The sequence below is a fragment of the Streptomyces sp. CBMA123 genome, assembly GCF_014596465.1.
GTDB lineage: Bacteria > Actinomycetota > Actinomycetes > Streptomycetales > Streptomycetaceae > Kitasatospora.
In genome coordinates this window covers 1-18,827 of the sequence record NZ_MECK01000086.1, presented here as the reverse complement: position 1 = coordinate 18,827, position 18,827 = coordinate 1, and the positions used below count along the sequence as shown (strand labels likewise).

Sequence of the window (18,827 nt, the reverse complement as noted above, 5' to 3'; positions counted from 1 at the left end):
CCCTGCCCAGCAGCGCCCCGGACGCCGTCAACGGCCTGGTCGGCGACCTCACCAGCGGGCTCACCGGCGCCGGTCGGCCCTCGCCGAGCGCCGACGCGGCCCCGCCGCAGGTGCCGCAGCAGCCGTCCGGTGCGCCCAGCACGCCGAGCGGCGCCCAGCAGGGCGTGGACGTGCCCCCGCTGGTCCCGGGCCTGCTGCCCGGGCTGCGGATCCTCGGCGGCAGCTGAGCGAAGTGCGGCGGGGCCCCGGCGGACGCGTTCCGCCGGGGCCCCGCCGCTTCGAGGCCGATCAAGGGCCATCAGGGCGATCGGGGTCTATCGGGGCCGATCGGGGCCGATCGGGTTCAGAAGAACACCGAGCGCCGCTGCACCAGCAGCTGGTAGAGGGTGTGCTGGATGGTCTCCCGCACCTCGTCGGCCAGGTCGAAGACCAGCATCGGATCGTCCGCCGCCTCCGCCGGGTAGCCGTCGGTGGCGATCGGCTCGCCGAAGCGGATCGTCCACTTGGTCGGCAGCGGCAGCACCCCGAGCGGCCCCAGCCAGGGGAAGGTCGGCGTGACCGGCACGTACGGCAGGCCGAGCAGCCGGGCCAGCGTCTTGACGTTGCCGATCATCGGGTAGGTCTCCTCCGCCCCGACGATCGAGCACGGCACGATCGGCACCCGCGCCCGCAGCGCCGAGGAGACGAAGCCGCCGCGGCCGAAGCGCTGGAGCTTGTAGCGCTCCGAGAACGGCTTGCCGATGCCCTTGAAGCCCTCCGGCCAGACCCCGACCACCTCGCCGCGCTCCAGCAGCGCCTGGGCGTCCTCGTTGCAGGCGAGGGTGTGGCCGGCCTTGCGGGCCAGCTCGTTGACGCCCGGCAGCACGAAGACCAGGTCGGCGGCGAGCATCCGCAGGTGCCGGTGGTGCGGGTGGTGGTCGTGGATGGCCACCTGGGTCATCAGGGCGTCCAGCGGGATGGTGCCGGAGTGGTTGGCGACGATCAGCGCGCCGCCCTCGGCCGGGATGTTCTCGATCCCCTGGACGTCGATCCGGAAGTACTTCTCGGCCAGCGGGCGCAGCAGCGAGAGCAGCACCTCCTCGGTCAGCTCCCGGTCGAAGCCGAACTCGTCGACCTCGTAGTCGCCGGTGATCCGGCGGCGCAGGAAGGCCAGCCCCTCGGTGGCCCGGCCCTCCCAGCCCTTGCCGAACAGCCGGGTGGCCGCCGGGCCGAGCTGCCCGGACAGCGCCCCTCCGACGGCCCCGGCGAGCCGGTCGGCCAGGCCGGGGCCCTCGGGCGAGGTCCAGCTGGGGGCGGACTCGATCGGGATGACCTTGGCCGTCTCCGGCGTGTTCTCGGCGGCGGCACTCATCGCGGGCTCAGCTCCTCGGGCGGTGGGGGCGGTTCGGTACGGCGGTCGCAGGGCTTTCCGGGCCGAGCAGGGCGGTCAGCCGGTCGGTGACGGCGGCCAGCCGCTCGGGCGGCAGCAGGCCGGGGTCCAGGGCGGCGGCGAAGTCGGCGAACGCCTCCGGGGTGCTGAACGCCGGGCGGTAGCCGAAGGTCTCCCGCAGCCGCGTGGTGTCCACCACCCGGCCGTGGGTGAGCAGCCGCAGTTGCTCCGGCGAGACGTCCACCAGCCGGGTCTGCCGGGCCAGCGCGGCCATCCAGCTGACCGCGGGCAGCAGCAGCGGCAGGGTGGGCCGGCCGAGCCGGCGGGCGCACTGGGAGAGCAGCAGCACGCCCTCGCCCGCCACGTTGAGGGTGCCGGTGTTGACGGTGCCCGGCACGGGCTCGTCGGCGGCCCGGCAGAGCACCGCGACGGCGTCGTCCTCGTGGACGAACTGCAGCCTGGGGTCGTAACCGAGCACGGTCGGCAGCACCGGCAGCGCGAAGTACTCGCTGAGCGGGGTGTCGGCGCCGGGGCCGACGATGTTGGCGAAGCGCAGCACCGTCACCGCGACGTCCGGCCGGCGCCGGGCGAAGCCGCGCACATAGCCCTCGACCTCGGCCGCGTCCTTGGCGAAGCCGCCGCCGGGCGGGTCCTTCGGCTGGATCCGCTCGCTGAACACCGCCGGGTCGCGGGGCGCGGAGCCGTAGACGCCTGTGGTGGACTTCACGACCAGCCGGCGCACCCCGGGCGCCTTCTGGCAGGCGCCGAGCAGCTGCATGGTGCCGATGACGTTGGACTCCTTCACCGCGGAGCGGTTGGTGGAGCCCAGTCCGGTGGCGCTGACGCTCAGGTGCACCACGGTGTCCACCCGGTGCTCGGCGATCACCCGGGAGACCGCGGGCCGGCGCAGGTCGAGCTGGTGGAAGGTGTACGGCGCGGCCGGTCCGGCCGGCTCCTCGACCGGCAGCCGGGGCGGCTGCACGTCCACGCCGACGACCCGGTCCACCCCCGGCCGGCGGCGGAGCTCGGCGGCGAAACGGGCACCGAGATGGCGTGCCACGCCGGTGACGAGCACGACCACGCCCACGGTGCTGCACCCCATTCCCTCGGCCCGAGCGGCCTGCGTGCACCGTACCGCGCCGGGCCACCGGGCCGGGAGACGACACCGCCCGCCCTGGCCACGAGGGCCAGGACGGGCGGTGGAAGCGCTGGGCGCGCTGGGCGCGGCCGGGGGCGCTTACTTCTTGTTGCGACGCTGAACGCGAGTGCGCTTGAGAAGCTTGCGGTGCTTCTTCTTGGCCATACGCTTGCGACGCTTCTTGATGACAGAGCCCACGGAACAACCCTCGCTCACTGAGACTCTCGTCCGTGAGAGACGGAGTCCATACGACTGACGTGAGGGCCTAGCCTACCGTCCGCGTGGCCGGGGCCGTAATCGCGCTCCCCGTGACCGGGAAACTCGGGGGAAATCCGGGGCGAACGGGGACGGATCCACGGCTGTGGACCCGCCCCCGCCCGCCCGTCGGCTACGCGCTCTCAAGCCGCACGTAGGACTCCTTGAGATACTCGTGCACCGCCTGCTGGGGCACCCGGAAGGACCGCCCGACCCGGATGGCCGGCAGCTCTCCGCTGTGCACCAACCGGTACACGGTCATCTTGGACACCCGCATGACCGCGGCAACCTCGGCCACGGTCAGGAAGACGACTTCCTGCAGGGGACGCTCGACGGAACTCATGACCATCACCCGACCCTTACCCGTGTGCAAGGCACCGGCTTCCCCTCCGGTGACTCCACCGGCACACGTGTATCCCCAGAGTAGTTATGGGTGGTACCAGTGGGAAGAGGGGAGGTGCAGTCCTCGTACGGTGAGAGATAGGACCGTTGCAGTACGTAGTCACTCGGCGGATCGCCCCAGGGGGCGTACGCACGGCCCGTCCGGCGCGTGGCCGGGGAGGCGGTTTCAGGCCAGCAGACCGTGGTGGGGGAACACCGCGCGGCGGCTGGCGAGGATGGCCTGATCGAGTCGGTCCGCCGGATCGTAACCCTCGTCGAAGTCGCGCCAGACCGGCCGGGCGCCGTCGGTCATCCGTAGCGGGGCCGGGCCGCGGGTGCGGCGGTGGACCTCGGCGCGCCAGCTGTCGGGGGTCTCGGTGGCCGGGTCGACGGGTCTCCCGGCGGCGGTGGCGACCAGGTGGGTCCAGGTCCGCGGGACGACGTCCACCACGGCGTAGCCGCCCCCGCCGGTGGCCACCCAGCGGCCGCCGGTGAGCCGGTGGGCCAGCTCGTGCAGTTCCTCGGCGATCAGCCGCTGGGCGTCCACGGTGACGGCGAGGTGGGCGAGCGGGTCCTCCACGTGGGTGTCCGCGCCGTGCTGGGTGACCAGGACCTGCGGCCGGAAGGCGGCGAGCAGCTCGGGCACCAGGGCGTGGAAGGCGCGCAGCCAGCCGGTGTCGCCGGTGCCGGCCGGCAGCGGCAGGTTGGCGGCGGAGCCGGGGGCGTCGGGGCCGCCGGTCTCGGTGGGCCAGCCGGTCTGCGGGAAGAGGGTGGCCGGGTGCTCGTGCAGCGAGACGGTCAGCACCCGGGGGTCGTTCCAGAACGCCTCCTGGACGCCGTCGCCGTGGTGGACGTCCACGTCGACGTAGGCGACCCGCTCGGCGCCGAGTTCGAGCAGCCGGGCGATGGCCAGGGCCGGGTCGTTGTAGATGCAGAAACCGGAGGCCTTGCCGGGCATCGCGTGGTGCAGGCCGCCGGCGAAGTTGACGGCGTGCGGGGCCTCGCCGCGCCAGACCGCCTCGGCGGCGGCCACCGACTGGCCGGCGATCAGCGCGGAGGCCGTGTGGACGGCCGGGAAGGCCCAGTTGTCGTCGGTGCCGAGCCCGTGCCGGGGGTCGGTCTGCTCGGGGTGTGCGGCGGCGTGCTTGACCGCCTCGACGTACTCCCCGGTGTGCACCAGCCGCAGGGTGGACTCGCCTGCGGGCGGCGCGGACCGGACGGTCACCCCGGGCCCGGCGGCCAGTCCGAGATCCTCGACCAGGCGCATGGTGAGCGCCAGCCGGGTCGGGTCCATCGGGTGGCCGGGGCCGAAGTCGTAGGCGGTGACGGCCTCGTCCCAGAAGAGGTGCAGGCCACAGGGGGTGTCACGCTCGGCTTCGGGCATGGCCTCCACCGTAGTGGGTGGGGGCGTCGGGCCCTACCGAACCCCCGCCGTCACGCGGCGGCGGGGGCGACCGCGGGCGCGGGGGCGAAGCGCTCGGCGAGCGGCAGCACCGCGAGCACCAGCAGCATCGGGGCGAGCAGCGCCCAGCGGTACGAGCCGGCGGCGGCGATCGCCCCGACCAGGGGCGAACCGACCAGGAAACCCACGTAGTTGAAGAGGTTGAGCCGGGCCACGGCGGCGTCCGAGTCGGCCGGGAAGAGCCGGCCGCCGGCCGCGAACACCTGCGGGATGATCGCGCAGATGCCGAAGCCGAGCACGGTGAACGAGGCGATGCCGGCCCAGGGGGCGGGTGCCACGGCGGCCAGCCCGAAGCCGAGCGCGGCCAGCGCGGCGCCGCCGCGCACCACCGGGACGGCGCCGAAGCGCTGCACCGCGCGGTCCCCCAGGGCCCGGCCGAGCAGCATCGCGACCATGTAGCCGAGGTAGGACAGCTTGGCGAGGTCCTCGCGGCTGCCCAGCCCGTCGGTGAGGTACTTGACGCTGTAGTTGGAGACCGAGGCGTCCGCGATGTAGGCGAAGGCCATCGCCAGGCAGAGCGGCAGCAGCGGACGCCAGGGGATGGACCGGGCGGCGGCCGCCGCGGCCTCCCGGACGGCGTCGCCGAGTTCGGCCGGGCCGGCGGTGGGGGTCCCCCCGGCCGAAGGCTGGGGGAGGGTGCCGGTCAGCACCGCGAGCGGCGCGATCACCGCCGCGGCCGTGCCGAACAGTACTGGCAGCCCGAGGTCATAGTGCGAGCCGAGGCCCGCGATCGCCGCGCCGAGGATGCCGCCGAGGCTGAACGCGGCATGGAAGCCGATCATGATCGAGCGGCCGTAGCGGTGCTGCAGGCCCACGCCGAGCATGTTCATACTGGCGTCCAGCGCCCCCACCAGCAGCCCGAACGCACCAAGTGCGAGGGCGAGTTGCCACAGCGAGTCGCCGAGCCCGGCGCCCGCCAGGCTGAGGCAGACGGCCGGCTGGACGGCCCGCAGCACGGCCCGGGCGCCGGTGCGCTTCACCAGCTGCTCGGAGAGGATCGAGCCCACCCCGGCCAGGATCGGCACCGCGGCCAGGAAGACCGGCAGCAGTCCGTCGCTCAGCCCGTACCGGTGCTGGATCTCCGGGATGCAGGTGACCAGCAGCGCGAAGGTGGTGCCCTGCAGCAGGAAGCTGCCGGCGAGCGCGGCCCGCCCGACGCGCAGGCCGGGCGCCACCGGGGGCGTGGCGGGACGGCCGGGCGGTACGGGCGGTGCGGCACTCATACGGACCTCCACGCACGGGCCCGCGCTGGCCCGCGTACGGACCCCGCTACCGGCCGGTAGAACGATGTTGGCCGAGAGCGTAGGCGGTGCGCCGCCTTTGCGGGAGGGGTCGTGCAAGGACTTCCGCGGCCGGTGCCCGCGGGCTACTTCCCGCCGGAGGCCAGCTCCCGGGAGCGGTCCCGGGCCGCCTCCAGGGCACCCAGCAGCGCGGCCCGCACCCCGTGGTTCTCCAGCTCGCGGATGGCCGCGATGGTGGTGCCGGCCGGGGAGGTGACCGCCTCGCGCAGCTTCACCGGGTGCTCGCCGGAGTCGCGCAGCATCACCGAGGCGCCGATCGCGGACTGCACGATCAGGTCGTGCGCCACCTGCCGGGGAAGGCCGAGCAGGATGCCCGCGTCCGTCATCGCCTCGACCAGGAAGTAGAAGTAGGCCGGGCCGGAGCCGGACAGCGCGGTGGCCGCGTCCTGCTGGGACTCCGGCAGCCGCAGCGCCTTGCCGACCGAGCTGAAGATCTCCTCCGCGCGCGCCAGGTGCTCCTCCCGCGCGTGCGAGCCGCCGGAGATGACGCTCATCCCCTCGTCCACCAGCACCGGCGTGTTGGGCATCACCCGGACCACCGGGGTGCCGGCCGCCAGCCGCTCCTCGAACCAGGCGGTCGGGACGCCGGCCGCCGCCGAGATCACCAGCCGGTCCGGGCTGATGTGCGGGGCCAGTTCCTCCAGCAGACTGCCCATGTCCTGCGGCTTGACCGCCAGGATCAGGGTGTCGGCCAGCTTGGCGGCCTCGGCGTTGGAGACGGCCACCACGCCGTAGCGGTCGGCGAGTTCGGCCGCGCGCTCCGGTCGGCGGGCGGTCACCAGGACGTCCGACGGGTCCGTACCGGCCCGCAGCAGGCCGGAGAGCAGGGCCTCGCCGATCTTGCCGGTGCCCAGGAAGGCGATCTTCCGCCCGTGCGCTGCGCTGCTGCCCATGGTCCGCTCCTTGCCTCGGTACTGCGGCCATCCTCGCACCGTGCGGCGACGCCCGTCGGGCCCGTCCGGTCCGTGGTCCCCGGTGGCCGGTGGTCCCGTTGCCCCTAGGGAGAAAACTCGGGGGTTTCCCCTATGGCCTCCCGGCCCGCGCGGGCGCACCGTGGAGCCATGGCACACGACGGAATGTCCCGACGAGAGAACCGGCAACTCGCGGTCGCCGCGGCGACGGTGGGCCCGTGGCGGACGGCCGCGGGAGTCGGCGCGGTGGTGGGGGCGACGTCCCTGGGGATCGAGGCGATCTCCGGGAACTGGTCGCTGAGCATGCTGGCCGGACCAGCCGGCTGGGCCCTGTTCTTCTTCTTCCTGGTCGGCAGCGTGGGCGGCCAGCTTCGCCGCGACACCGCCGAGCGGCGGCTGCGCCGCTGGGCCGAGGCGCACCCCTGGAAGTCCGCCCTCCCGGCGGCCGGCGGACTGCTGGTGCTGAACATGCTGGCGCAGCTGTTCCTCGGCGACGCCGGGCTGTTCGGCGCCTTCTTCGTCTCCCTGCTCCCGGCCGGCATCCTGCTGGCGATCGCCGGAGTGGTGGGCTCGGTGAAGCAGGCCCGCGGCAAGGGCTGAGCCGCCCTCGACCCGGGGGTGCGTTCTGACCGCGGCGACGTTCTGACCGGGGGTACGTTTTCGGACAAACACCGGTGAACCCTCAGGCTCCGAACACAGGTTCACCACAAGGTGTGCCCCCGATCGACGAATCGTCACACCCCCTCGGCATACTGGCGCGATGCCGATAGTCGAAGATCCGGAACCACGCCCTTCCGAGGGCCGTGAGCCGGGCGGGTCCGACCCGTCCGGAGCGGGCGGGAAGGACCCGTTCGCCGACCTCGTCCTGGACGAGGAGTTCATCAGGAGCGCCAGCGTCAAGGAACAGTCCGGCCGCACCCGGATGCTGTCCGCCCGCTGGAAGCACACCCCGCCCGTCGACCCGGGCGGCCGACGCTCGGTCAACGACGGCCCGGCGGCGGCCAAGCGCCGGTTCGGCCGCAAGCCGAAGCTCCAGGCGGTCGACCCGTGGGGCAACCCGCGCCCGGCCAAGCGCCGGCGCGGATTCGAATGGCGCACGCCGCTGTTCATCGCGCTGACGGTCGCTCTGCTGCTCGCCGCGCTGAACATCGACGCGCTGCGCACCTGGTTCTCGGACACCTACGGGCGGGGCTCCTCGGCCGCCCACACGCCCGTCCCGACCGTCGCCCCGGAGACGGCCAGGCCGACCACGGCGCCGCCGACCACCCCCGCCGACCAGCCGACCGTCGCTCACCCCTGGGTCGGCTCCCCCGCCGAGGGCTGGCCGAACGGCGCGGAGGCCTTCGTGCTGCCCGAGGCCAAGGCCGTCGGCGTCTTCTCCGCCGACGAGGTCGCCGGGCAGCTGCGGCAGGTCAAGGACTACCTGACGGCGAGCTACCTCGACCCCAAGGTGATCGGGGGCGCCCGCCCGGACGCCGCGCTGGCGATGCTCGAACGCGAGGACCGGAAGAACGCCACCGCCGCGTTCGACCACCCCTCCAAGGACAGCGACCCGACCAGCTGGTTCAACCGCTTCGACCCGCGCGAGGCGCAGCTGGTCGGCGACGTGGTCAAGGTGCAGGGCCGGATCGGCTACGAGGGGGACGGCGACGGCGGGGTCCTGGTCCACACCGACTTCACCTACGTCTACCCGCTGAAGCCGGGCCCCGACGCCGAGAAGCTGGCCAAGGAGCGCAGGCCCGCCACCGACGCCCCGCAGCCGCCCGCCGGGCAGGGCGGCACCGCCCAGCCGGTGGACCTGGTGGTCCGCGCCGCCGACACCACCGGTGACACCTGGACGGCCCGGACGATCGTCCGCCGGACCGAGGACTACCGCTTCTACGACCCGGACCGCTACAAGGTCGAGCCGAAGAAGCCGGCCATCGAGAAGACGCTGTCGGACGTGGGCAACAGCTTCTGCCACATCTACGACGGCTTCCTGCACCCGCAGTTCCGCCAGTTCGCCCGGCCCCACCCCGAGCAGACCGGTCCGACCAGCGATCCGTACGACCGCAGCCGGGACCTCTCGGAGAAGGGCGAGTGCGGCACCATCAGCCGCAGCTGACCGCCGTCAGCGCTTGCGCTTGCCGCCGGGTCGGCCGCCACGGCCGGCCCGGCGCTTCTCGTACTGCTCGACGGCCTTGCGGTGGGCGGCCCGCTCGACCGCCTCGCCGGGGGCCTCGACCAGGCTGCGGGCGAAGTAGGCGGCCAGGCTGCCGACCCCGCCGATCAGCCAGACCGCGCCGAGCGACTTGTCCTCGGCCATCCAGCCGGTCAGCTGGTCCTTGCCCTCGGTGAGCGCCTTCCAGGTGCGCCGGACGGCCATCATCGAGCAGACCGCGATGGCGGCGGTCAGCAGGCCGTTCAGGAAGCCGCCGCTGTCGGAGAGGGCGACGCCCTCGACGCCGAAGCGCAGCACCAGCACGGCGGCGGCGGTGGCGACCAGGGCGCCGGCCGAGACGCCGACCCGGCGCAGCCAGTAGCCGTTGTCCCGGTCGACCCAGCTGGTGCCGAAGAAGCGGATCGGCTCCGGCTCGGGGGCGCCGACGGGCTTGGGGGCGGGGATGGGGGGCTGCTCGCTCACATCGTCGATTATCACCCGGGCGGCACACATGGCAGGAGGAGCCGTCCCGGGCGGGACGGCTCCTCCTGTCTCGGGCGGGGTTCAGCCGAGCTTGCTGACGTCCCGGACGGCGCCCTTGTCAGCCGAGGTGGCCATCGCCGCGTAGGCCCGCAGCGCCTGGCTGACCTGGCGCTCGCGGTTCTTCGGCCGGTAGCCGCCCGCGGCCTCCAGCGCGCGGCGGCGCTCGGCGAGGACCTCGGCCGGGACCTCCAGGGAGATCGTCCGGCCCGGGATGTCGATGGCGATGACGTCGCCGTCCTCGACCAGCGCGATGGTGCCGCCGGAGGCGGCCTCCGGGGAGGCGTGGCCGATGGACAGGCCCGAGGTGCCGCCGGAGAAGCGGCCGTCGGTGATCAGCGCGCAGGCCTTGCCGAGGCCGCGGCCCTTGAGGAAGGAGGTCGGGTAGAGCATCTCCTGCATGCCCGGGCCGCCCTTGGGGCCCTCGTAGCGGATGACGACGACGTCGCCCTCCTTGATCCGCTTGGCGAGGATCGCCTCGACCGCGTCCTCCTGGGACTCGCAGACGACCGCCGGGCCGCTGAAGGTCCAGATCGACTCGTCCACGCCGGCCGTCTTCACGATGCAGCCGTCCTCGGCGAGGTTGCCGTGCAGCACGGCCAGGCCGCCCTCGACCGAGTAGGCGTGCTCGACGCTGCGGATGCAGCCCCCGGCGGCGTCGGTGTCCAGCGAGTCCCAGCGCTCGGACTGCGAGAAGGCCTCGGCGGAGCGCTTGCAGCCGGGCGCGGCGTGCCACAGCTCGACGGCCTCGGCGGAGGGCGAACCGCCGCGCACGTCCCAGGTCTTGAGCCACTCGGCGAGCGAGTCGGCGTGCACCGTCCGGACGTCCTCGTTGAGCAGCCCGCCCCGGTACAGCTCGCCGAGGATGGCCGGGATGCCGCCGGCCCGGTGCACGTCCTCCATGTAGTACGAGCCGTTGGGCGCGACCTTGGCCAGGCAGGGCACCTTGCGCGAGATGGCGTCGATGGCCCGCATGTCGAAGTCCAGCTCGGCCTCCTGGGCGGCGGCGAGCAGGTGGAGGATGGTGTTGGTCGAGCCGCCCATGGCGATGTCGAGGGCCATGGCGTTCTCGAAGGCGGCGCGGCCGGCGATCGCGCGCGGCAGCACCGAGGCGTCGTCCTGGCCGTAGTGGCGGTTGGTGATCTCGACGACCGTCCGCCCGGCGTTCTCGTACAGCGCGCGGCGGGCGGTGTGGGTGGCGAGCACCGAGCCGTTGCCGGGCAGTGAGAGGCCGATCGCCTCGGTGAGGCAGTTCATCGAGTTGGCGGTGAACATGCCGGAGCACGAGCCGCAGGTGGGGCAGGCGTTCTCCTCGATGATCGCGATGTCCTCGTCGGAGACGCTCTCGTTGACCGCCTGGGACATCGCGTCGATCAGGTCGAGCCGGCGCACGGTGCCGTCGACCAGGGTGGCCTTGCCGGCCTCCATCGGGCCGCCGGAGACGAAGACGGTCGGGATGTTGAGGCGCAGCGCGGCCATCAGCATGCCGGGGGTGATCTTGTCGCAGTTGGAGATGCAGATCAGCGCGTCGGCGCAGTGCGCGTTGACCATGTACTCGACCGAGTCGGCGATCAGGTCGCGCGAGGGCAGCGAGTAGAGCATGCCGCCGTGGCCCATCGCGATGCCGTCGTCCACCGCGATGGTGTTGAACTCGCGCGGGATGCCGCCTGCCTCCTTGATCGCCTCGGAGACGATCCGGCCGACCGGCTGGAGGTGGGTGTGGCCGGGGACGAACTCGGTGAAGGAGTTGGCGACCGCGATGATCGGCTTGCCGAAGTCCTCGCGGGCTACGCCGGCGGCCCGGAGAAGCGCCCGGGCGCCTGCCATGTTGCGACCGTGGGTGACCGTACGGGACCTCAGCTCGGGCACTGTGCTCCACTCCTTCGGGGCTCTCGCCGGCGCCCCGCCGGTGAGGAGGGTGCGGGGGCCGTGTGAGGTACGAGCCTACGCCCGCCGTCCGGCCGGCGGACGGGGCGTCCGCGATGCGGGCAGCGGGCGGGCCCGGCGCGTCAGTTCGGCTTGACGGCCACGGTGAGGTCCAGGACGAACGGCTCGACCACCACGCCGTCCGGGAACTCGGCGAGCGCGGCCTCCCGTTCGACGGCCAGCACCGGCGCGCGCTCCTCGGGGCTGAGCGAGGCCAGGTAGGAGCGGGAGGTGAGGTCGGTGAGCAGGTGCTCGACGGTGATCCGCCGTTCCCAGCGCAGCGCCGCCCGCTCGACCGCGAGGCCGGCCGGGGCGAAGTGGCTGGTGTGGCCGCTGATCCCGCGGTAGCCGTGGTAGCGGTCGGGCAGGGCCGCGGCAAGCCGCTCGCCCCGGGCCCGGACCCAGGGCACGGTCTCGTCCTGCACGTTCCACCAGGTGGCGAGGGCGCCGCCGGGCCGCAGCACCCGGATCGCCTCCGGGACGGACCGCTCGGGGCGGGTCCAGTGGAAGGCCTGGGCGTAGCCGATCAGGTCGGCGGAGGCGTCGTGGAAGGGCAGGTCGTCGCCGGTGCCGCGGACCAGCGGCAGGGTCGGCGAGGAGTCCTGGAACTGGGCGGCCATGCCGTCACTGGGCTCCACCGCGACGACCTCGGCGCCCCGTGCGGCCAGCAGCCTGGTCGCGATGCCGGTGCCGGCGCCGACGTCCAGGACCCTGGCGCCCTTGAGGCGGCGGCCCCACAGCCGCTCCAGCGCGTCGAACAGCTCGTCCGGGTAGCCGGGGCGGCCCCGGTCGTACTCGGAGGCGACCCCGCCGAAGCTCAGGGCGATCTCCCGCCGCTCCTGACGCCCCGCCATCTCTCCCCCTCCGTACGGACGTTCGCGCCCGGCCGGGCCCGACGGCTCAGCGTACGCGCGAGGGGGTCGCGAGGTGCAGGCGGGTGAAGGCGAGGGCCTCGGCCAGATCGGCCTCGCGTTCGGCGGGGGACGCGGAGCGCCGGGTGTTGACCTCCAGCACCACGTGGCCGTCGAAGCCGGTGCGGGCGAGGTGCTCCAGGAGTTCGGCGCAGGGCTGCTTGCCCCGGCCGGGGATCAGGTGCTCGTCCTTGCCGGAGCCGCTGCCGTCGGCGAGGTGGACGTGGGCGAGCCGGTCGCCCATCCGCTCGACCATGGCGAAGGCGTCGATCCGGGAGGTGGCGACGTGCGAGAGGTCGATGGTGAAGTGCCGGTACTCCTCGTCGGTGACGTCCCAGCCGGGGGCGTACGCCAGCACCTCGCGGTCGCGGTAGCGCCACGGGTACATGTTCTCGACGGCGAAGCGGACGTCGGTCTCGCCCGCCATCCGGTTGATGCCCTCGACGAACTCCCGGGCGTACTGCCGCTGCCAGCGGAACGGCGGGTGGACGACGACGGCGCTCGCGCCGAGCTTCTCGGCCGCCGCCCGGGCCCGGACCAGCTTGGTCCACGGGTCGGTGGTCCAGACCCGCTGGGTGATCAGCAGACAGGGCGCGTGCACGGCCAGGATCGGCAGCTGGTGGGCGTCGGAGAGCCGGCGCAGGGCCTCCAGGTCCTGGCTGACCGGGTCGTTCCAGACCATCACCTCGACCCCGTCGTAGCCGAGCTTCGCGGCCAGCTCGAAGGCGACGGCGGTGCTGGCCGGGTACACCGAGGCGGTGGACAGCACCACCTTGGTGTCCGGGATGTGCAGGGTCGGGTGCGGGGGCAGCACCAGCCGGTCGGTGGTGCGCAGCAGCGGCGGGCGGGCGGCGTCCCGCTTGGCGGCCTTGACCGAGCGGACGGACTGGACGGCGGCCTTGGCGGCGCCGGCGGCCCGGGCGGTGCGGGTCTCCTTGGGCGGCGGCTGGGCGGCGCCGTGGGGCGGCTTCGCGGTGGCGGCCTGCTGCGTGCCGGTCTTCTGCGGGGCGCTCTTCCTGGTGGCGGCCTTCTTCGTCGCCGTCTTCGCCGCCGTCTTCGCCGCGGCCGTCTTCTTCGTGGCGGCCGTCTTCGCGGTGCGCTGGGCCGCCTTGACGGCCTTGGTGGCCTTGGCGGCCTGTGCCGCGGTGGCGCCCTTGACCGCCTTGCCGAGCCCTGCCGTACCCAGACCCGTCTTGCCGAGTGCCGCCTTGCCGAGTCCCGTCTTGCCCAGCCGGCGGCGCGGGCTCTCCGGCCGCGGCTGCCCGTCTCCGGGAGCGCGGCCCTCCTGCGTTCCGTCCTCGCCCGCTGGTTGCACCACGGGAGACAGCGTATGCGGAGCACGCCGCGAACGGGGTCGGATGCCGGGCGGAGTGACCACCGGCACGCTCGCGCCGGGGCGGGCCCTACGAGGTGAGCGCGGGCCGACGGCGGTCGGCGGGGCTGTCCATGGCGTCCAGCTCGCGCAGGATGATGCCCTCGCGCAGCGCCCACGGGCAGACGTCCAGTTCCTCCAGGCCGAACAGGTCCATCGCGGCGTCGGCGACCAGTGCCCCGGCCAGCAGCTGCTTGGCCCGGCCCTCGGAGACCCCGGGGATCTGCGCGCGCTCGGCGACGGTCATCGTGGACAGCCGCGGCAGCCAGGCGGACAGCCCGCTGCGGGTGAGCCGGCGGTCGGCGTACGGGCCGGCGTCGGCGGGGGCGGCGCCGGTCATCCGGGCGAGCTGCTTGAAGGTCTTGGAGGTGGCGACGGCGTGCTGCGGCGGCCCGAGCCGGGAGACCTCGCCGACCACGTGGGCGATCTCGGCCCGGATGTGCCGCCTGAGCTCGCGCAGCCCGTCCGGGTCGGCGACGTCCCCGGGCAGCCAGCGGGCGGTCAGCCGCCCGGCGCCCAGCGGCAGCGAGCAGGCGACGTCCGGCTGTTCGTCCAGGCCGCAGCCGATCTCCAGCGAGCCGCCGCCGATGTCCAGGTTGAGCAGCCGGCCCGAGGACCAGCCGAACCAGCGGCGGACGGCCAGGAAGGTGAGCCGGGCCTCGTCCTGCCCGGAGAGCACCCGCAGTTCGACCCCGGTCTCGGCGGCGACCCGGCGCAGCACCTGCTCGCCGTTGGCGGCCTCGCGGACGGCGGAGGTGGCGAACGGCAGGATGTCGACCACGCCCTTGTCCTCGGCGACCCGCAGCGAGGAGGCGATGTGTCCGACCAGCCGCTCGACGCCGGCCTCGCTTATCGCGCCGGTCCCGTCCAGCAGCTCGGCCAGGCGCAGCTCGGCCTTGTGGGAGTACGCGGCCAGCGGGGCGGCACCCGGATGGGCGTCCACCACGAGGAAGTGGACCGAGTTGGAACCTACGTCGAGTACACCGAGTCGCATAACTCTCCACGCTACGCGATCCGGCCGTGGAGGTGATCGGTCGTGACGGCATGAGCGCTGGTCCCGGTCGTTCGCGACCGTTCCGGGTGCGATCGGCGGGTGCGATCGGCGGGTGGCGTCCCGGTGGGTCCGGCCGGCGTCGCTCAGTGGCCGCGCGGTCCGGCCCGGCGCTCGGTACGGCAGTTGCCGTCCACCCAGCGGCGGGCCGGGCCCGGGGTGTCGGTGATCAGTCCGTCGGCGTCCCGGGCGGTCATCAGCTGCCAGGCCTCCTCGCCGTCCAGCGTCCAGACGTAGACCTCGCGCCCGGCCCTGCGCTCGGCGGCGATCCGGGCGGCGGTGGCCAGGCCGGTGTCCAGGGCGATCCCGTCCAGCCTGAGGTCCTTCGGGTCCTCGGCGATCCCGCCGCTCTGGATCAGCACCACCGGCAGCGCGGGTGCCACGGCGTGGGCCTGGCGCAGGTGGTCGGCCGAGAAGGAGTAGAGGACGACGTGCGCCCGGCTGCCGGCCGCGATCCGGGCGATCCGGGCGACGTCCTCGGGGCGCTGCCACTTGATCTCCATCAGCAGCGTGGCGCCGCTGCCGGAGAGGCGTTCGAGCAGCTCCGCCAGGGTCGGGACGGGCTGGGCGGCTCCGGGGCCGACGGTCACCCGCAGGGCGGCGATCTGGGCGGCGGTCAGGTCGGCGACGGCGCCCTTGCCGTCGGTGGTGCGGTCCACCGTCGGGTCGTGCATCAGCACCGGGACGCCGTCCCGGGTGGTCTGGACGTCGGTCTCCAGCCAGTCGGCGCCCTGGTCGAGGGCGGTCTCGAAGGAGGCCATGGTGTTCTCCGGCGCGTTGAACGGCGCCCCCCGGTGGCCGATCACCACCGGGGACCCGCACACCGGCGGCGCGGCGGCGGCGCGGGCCCGCAGCGCGGGGCCGCCGGAGGCGCACCCGGCGGCCAGGACCGCGAGCGCGGCGAGGAGGGCCGTCTGGGCGGCGCGGGGCGGGGCGGTCACGGCTCGGCGCTCCAACTGGTGTTCCGGTGGCGGCGGTTCGGGCTCCGCCCGGTCCGGCCGGTGTCTCCGATGATCCCTCTGACAGCCGCGCACCGAAGTCCGGTTCCCGGGCCGGTCGGGTGTGCCGGCCGAGGCCGGATCAGAGCAGGCCGTCCCACAACTGTTCCACGATGACGGCCCACCAGTTCTCCGGATCGCCGAAGACCGTGCCGTCCAGTCGGGCCAGACCCCGCTGGAGGACGTCCACCGCCGGGCCCGCCGCGGCCGGGTCCAGTCCGCGCAGGGCGGGCCACCAGCCGGCGAACAGCTCCAGGCAGCGGAGGAAGGCGCGCAGGTCGGCGTTGCAGTGGCGGGCGGTCGCGTCGTCGGGGTCGACGGCCCGGACGGCGCCCTGGCGGGAGTCCAGGGTGATCAGCGCCCAGCCGTCCGTACCCAGCACCAGCTGCCCGGCGAGCGCCAGCCGCTCCCGTTCGGCCGCCCTGGTGCCGAGGCCGAGCGCCGCGAGGTGCGAGGCGAGCGGCGGCAGGACGGTGCCCGGGCGGGAGCCGTCCGCGATCGCCTCGACACCGGGGTGGTGCAGCGCGAAGAAACCGTCCACAGCCTTCGGGACGCCCGCCGTCAGCAGCAGCGCGGCCGCGTCCCCGGGCAGTTCCGCGCGCACCACGTCCGCCGGCTCGAAGCGCTGCACGCCCGCCGGGCCGAACCGCCCGGCCAGCCGCTCCGCCAGGGCGGCGTCCGGTTCCTGCGGCAGCGGCGGCACCGCCCGCGGGAACGGTACCCGGTTGCGGCCCGGCCCGGCCGGCTCGGCGGGCAACTCCCTTACGGCGGAGGCCCGGTGGTCGAAGCGGGGACCGTACGGCAGGTCGGACTCCAGCCGGGCGTGCGGCAGTTCGGCCGCCAGCGCGTACGCCCAGTAGCCGCCGGGCAGCGCGGCCGGCCGCAGGTCGGTCCGCACCGCGAGCACGTCCTCGGCCGCGACGCCCTGCTCGCGCAGCCACCACCAGCCGCGCAGGGCCGGATGCGGCAGGCCGGCGGCCGAGCGCAGGGCCAGCGAGCGGGTGCCGTCGGCGCCGTCCCGGTACGTCAGTTCGGCCCGGGCACCCCGGCCGGTGACCGGCGGCCTGGTCGGGTCGTGGCCGCCCGCGCCGACGAAGTCCCGGTAGAGCCCGACCACTTCGTCCACCGGGACGGACGGCCAGACGGTGAACCGCCCGCTCTCCCGGTCCACCACGGCGCACGCGGCCCCCACCTCCCCGGGCGCCCGCCGCTCCCCCGTCCGCGGATCCACCTCCGGCCTCGGCGGCTCCGCCCACACCACCCACCCCAGCTCGAACTCGTGCGCGCACACCCGCCGCACCGCCCCGGCCCCCTGCGGCAGATCCCCGTTGATCCACCGGTGCCCCGCCTCCACCGCCTGCGCCCGCGAGATCATCCGCCCACCCCCGTCACACCGACTCCGATCCCCACCATCATCCAGCCCCGTCCGGCTACCGGCGCACTCCGTCCGAGGAGGACGCTGGTAGCGGTCCCGCCCGAAGAGAGCCTCCGGAGGAACGGTGAGCACAGCACCCCCGCACGGCCACCACGACGGTCACCAGCCCATCGCCCGCACCCAGGACGCCGTCGCCGCCGCACTCCCGCCGGCCCAGCGGAGGGAGTTCTACCGGGAGACGGGAGAAGCCGATGACGAGACGATCGGCGGCGTCCTTCGCCGCTGGTGGCTGCGTGCCCAGCTCTACCGCGCCCCGGAGGGGGACCGCATCCACGCCGCCCTCCGGTCCGGCACCGCTCCCGGCAGCCCGGCGTCCGCGGTCCTGCGCCGGCCCGGCGCGGGGTGAGCGACCACGTCGAGGTCCCGGACGAGGATGATCCGATCACCCTTTCCCCCGCCGTGGAAGAGCTCCTCGACGACCCGGGCACGGCACCCGATCTGTTCCCCGCTGTCGTGGCGTTCCCCGTCGACGTCCGCGAGAACGCCGTCCCCCACCTGAGCATGCCGGTGCCAGGCCGGCCTGGCATGCACTCGGCACCGCTGCGCCGCGACCTGGGACTGGTGGAGTACGCGGTGGACGAAGAGCAGGATCCGCCGCGGATCTACGTCTCCCGCATTCTTCGCATGGACTGATCGAGGCGCTGCGACGCGATCGTTCCAGCACGATCACCCGGCCGCCGCCAGGTCCAGCGGCCGCCCTTCCGGGCTGAGGGCGATGGCCCAGAGGCCCTGGGTGGCGGGGTGGAGGGGGGTGGGGCTGTGGCGGGCGAGCTGGTGGTCGAGGTAGCTGACGGCGTCCCGGTGGTTGACGGCGTTCCAGGCGTGCGGGCGGCCGTAGGCGTCCAGGGTGAGCAGGACGGCCTGGGCACCGTGGCCGGCCCGGCGGAGTTCGTCGGTGAGGCGGGTGAAGGCCTGGCCGCCGTCGCCGAGGTCGCGGAAGGGGGCGCCGAGTTCGCGTTCGGCGCGGTCGCGGGCGCCGCGTTCGCCGGCGTCGCCCTCGGTGGGGATGCGCGGGGCCGCGCAGGTGGGGCGGCCGGTGTAGGTGTCGACGGCGGAGAGGGCGATCTCCAGGCTGTTGTTGGCCCGGCCGGGTTCGCGGTGACCGCCGGCGTTGACGGCTTCGGCCCAGCCGCCGACGGCCGGGTCGGGGTGGCGGACGGGCAGGCCGTCCTCGTCGACCGGCACCCGGCGTTCGAGTTCGGCCTGGTGCGCGGGGTCGACAGGGCCGAGCCCGCCGGGCAGACCGTAGGGGCGGCTGTCCGCGATGGTGCGCGGCCCGGTCTCCGGGTCGTCAGCGAGCGGGCCGCGGCGGGCGCGCAGGGCGAGCTGGAGGGCCATCGCGTGGGCGGTGGCGACCGGGACGACGCCCCAGACCAGGGTCGGGTCGGTGAGGGTGGCGGCGGTGTCCCGGCGGCGGCCGTCGGCGTGCTGGGGTTCGGGCCGGCCGATGACCGGGGTGGTGCCGACGATCGGCGGCTCGACCGGGGGCTGCGGCGTGCCGACCGGGCCGGGTGGCGGGGGCGGTGGCGGCGGGCGTCTTGCCGGCGAACTGCCACACCACGCCGATCAGCGCGTTGGTGCTGGTCACCTGGGTCGCGGGGTCGACGTTGGCGAGGTTGTCGCACGCGTCGTGGAGG

Annotated in this window: 19 protein-coding genes and 2 pseudogenes; 6 read left to right on the top strand and 15 right to left on the bottom strand. The window is 74.4% G+C overall.

Annotated features, from left to right (window positions below; translation table 11 throughout):
- A pseudogene (locus BG452_RS12715) lies at window positions 1-227 on the top strand (hypothetical protein); the annotation flags it as partial.
- A gap of 116 nt (window positions 228-343) precedes the next feature.
- On the opposite strand, the gene BG452_RS12710 reads toward BG452_RS12715, so the two are convergent.
- The 7 genes from BG452_RS12710 to proC all read right to left on the bottom strand — a co-directional run bounded on the left by BG452_RS12710 (window position 344) and on the right by proC (window position 6,799).
- Window positions 344-1,351: a lysophospholipid acyltransferase family protein gene (locus tag BG452_RS12710; RefSeq protein ID WP_223242132.1), complete on the bottom strand. Its 1,008-nt coding sequence runs from the start codon at window positions 1,349-1,351 to the stop codon at window positions 344-346.
- 7 nt (window positions 1,352-1,358) lie between these two features.
- Entirely contained in the window at window positions 1,359-2,456 is a 1,098-nt protein-coding gene (locus BG452_RS12705) for an NAD-dependent epimerase/dehydratase family protein (protein ID WP_188304368.1), read from the bottom strand.
- A 150-nt stretch (window positions 2,457-2,606) separates the two neighbouring features.
- Window positions 2,607-2,705, bottom strand: coding sequence for a 30S ribosomal protein bS22 (locus tag BG452_RS12700; protein WP_003948845.1), 99 nt, complete (start codon window positions 2,703-2,705; stop codon window positions 2,607-2,609).
- A 190-nt stretch (window positions 2,706-2,895) separates the two neighbouring features.
- Window positions 2,896-3,105, bottom strand: a complete 210-nt coding sequence (locus tag BG452_RS12695; protein WP_045699258.1) for a helix-turn-helix domain-containing protein — start codon at window positions 3,103-3,105, stop codon at window positions 2,896-2,898.
- 225 nt (window positions 3,106-3,330) lie between these two features.
- The gene (locus tag BG452_RS12690) at window positions 3,331-4,527 is read right to left on the bottom strand and encodes an acetoin utilization protein AcuC (RefSeq protein WP_188304367.1); all 1,197 of its coding nucleotides are present in this window, start codon (window positions 4,525-4,527) and stop codon (window positions 3,331-3,333) included.
- Window positions 4,528-4,577: 50 nt separating this feature from the next.
- Window positions 4,578-5,828 carry an MFS transporter gene (locus tag BG452_RS12685; RefSeq protein WP_188304366.1) on the bottom strand — a complete coding sequence of 417 codons (1,251 nt, stop codon included), beginning with the start codon at window positions 5,826-5,828 and terminating at the stop codon, window positions 4,578-4,580.
- 143 nt (window positions 5,829-5,971) lie between these two features.
- Window positions 5,972-6,799, bottom strand: coding sequence for a pyrroline-5-carboxylate reductase (gene proC / locus BG452_RS12680; protein ID WP_188304365.1), 828 nt, complete (start codon window positions 6,797-6,799; stop codon window positions 5,972-5,974).
- A gap of 168 nt (window positions 6,800-6,967) precedes the next feature.
- Between proC and BG452_RS12675 the strand changes: the two genes are divergently transcribed.
- A complete protein-coding gene (locus BG452_RS12675; RefSeq protein ID WP_188304364.1) occupies window positions 6,968-7,417 on the top strand; it encodes a hypothetical protein in 450 nt (149 codons plus the stop codon).
- Between the two features lie 160 nt (window positions 7,418-7,577).
- Window positions 7,578-8,921: a hypothetical protein gene (locus tag BG452_RS12670; protein WP_188304363.1), complete on the top strand. Its 1,344-nt coding sequence runs from the start codon at window positions 7,578-7,580 to the stop codon at window positions 8,919-8,921.
- 6 nt (window positions 8,922-8,927) lie between these two features.
- On the opposite strand, the gene BG452_RS12665 is transcribed toward BG452_RS12670, so the two are convergent.
- The 7 genes from BG452_RS12665 to BG452_RS12635 all read right to left on the bottom strand — a co-directional run bounded on the left by BG452_RS12665 (window position 8,928) and on the right by BG452_RS12635 (window position 17,130).
- Window positions 8,928-9,440, bottom strand: coding sequence for an EamA/RhaT family transporter (locus BG452_RS12665; protein WP_223242131.1), 513 nt, complete (start codon window positions 9,438-9,440; stop codon window positions 8,928-8,930).
- A gap of 81 nt (window positions 9,441-9,521) precedes the next feature.
- Window positions 9,522-11,366, bottom strand: coding sequence for a dihydroxy-acid dehydratase (gene ilvD, locus BG452_RS12660; protein ID WP_188304361.1), 1,845 nt, complete (start codon window positions 11,364-11,366; stop codon window positions 9,522-9,524).
- 140 nt (window positions 11,367-11,506) lie between these two features.
- On the bottom strand, window positions 11,507-12,277 hold the full coding sequence (locus BG452_RS12655; RefSeq protein ID WP_188304360.1) for a class I SAM-dependent methyltransferase: 771 nt from the start codon (window positions 12,275-12,277) through the stop codon (window positions 11,507-11,509).
- Between the two features lie 46 nt (window positions 12,278-12,323).
- Window positions 12,324-13,127: a sugar phosphate isomerase/epimerase family protein gene (locus tag BG452_RS12650; RefSeq protein WP_188304369.1), complete on the bottom strand. Its 804-nt coding sequence runs from the start codon at window positions 13,125-13,127 to the stop codon at window positions 12,324-12,326.
- 610 nt (window positions 13,128-13,737) lie between these two features.
- Window positions 13,738-14,700, bottom strand: coding sequence for a Ppx/GppA phosphatase family protein (locus BG452_RS12645; RefSeq protein ID WP_188304359.1), 963 nt, complete (start codon window positions 14,698-14,700; stop codon window positions 13,738-13,740).
- A 143-nt stretch (window positions 14,701-14,843) separates the two neighbouring features.
- On the bottom strand, window positions 14,844-15,698 hold the full coding sequence (locus BG452_RS12640) for a glycerophosphodiester phosphodiesterase (RefSeq protein WP_188304358.1): 855 nt from the start codon (window positions 15,696-15,698) through the stop codon (window positions 14,844-14,846).
- Window positions 15,699-15,837: 139 nt separating this feature from the next.
- Window positions 15,838-17,130 carry an SUKH-4 family immunity protein gene (locus tag BG452_RS12635; RefSeq protein ID WP_188304357.1) on the bottom strand — a complete coding sequence of 431 codons (1,293 nt, stop codon included), beginning with the start codon at window positions 17,128-17,130 and terminating at the stop codon, window positions 15,838-15,840.
- Between the two features lie 124 nt (window positions 17,131-17,254).
- Here BG452_RS12635 and BG452_RS12630 point away from each other — a divergent pair, with 124 nt between their 5' ends.
- Window positions 17,255-17,536 carry a hypothetical protein gene (locus BG452_RS12630; protein WP_188304356.1) on the top strand — a complete coding sequence of 94 codons (282 nt, stop codon included), beginning with the start codon at window positions 17,255-17,257 and terminating at the stop codon, window positions 17,534-17,536.
- Window positions 17,533-17,823 carry a hypothetical protein gene (locus BG452_RS12625; RefSeq protein WP_188304355.1) on the top strand — a complete coding sequence of 97 codons (291 nt, stop codon included), beginning with the start codon at window positions 17,533-17,535 and terminating at the stop codon, window positions 17,821-17,823. The genes BG452_RS12630 and BG452_RS12625 overlap by 4 nt, the downstream gene beginning before the upstream one ends.
- 33 nt (window positions 17,824-17,856) lie before the next feature.
- Here the strand turns inward: BG452_RS12625 and BG452_RS47025 are convergent, their stop codons facing one another.
- A complete protein-coding gene (locus BG452_RS47025; RefSeq protein WP_188304354.1) occupies window positions 17,857-18,528 on the bottom strand; it encodes a toxin glutamine deamidase domain-containing protein in 672 nt (223 codons plus the stop codon).
- Window positions 18,529-18,637: 109 nt separating this feature from the next.
- On the opposite strand from BG452_RS47025, the pseudogene BG452_RS45535 reads away from it, so the two are divergent.
- A pseudogene (locus tag BG452_RS45535) lies at window positions 18,638-18,827 on the top strand (hypothetical protein); the annotation flags it as partial.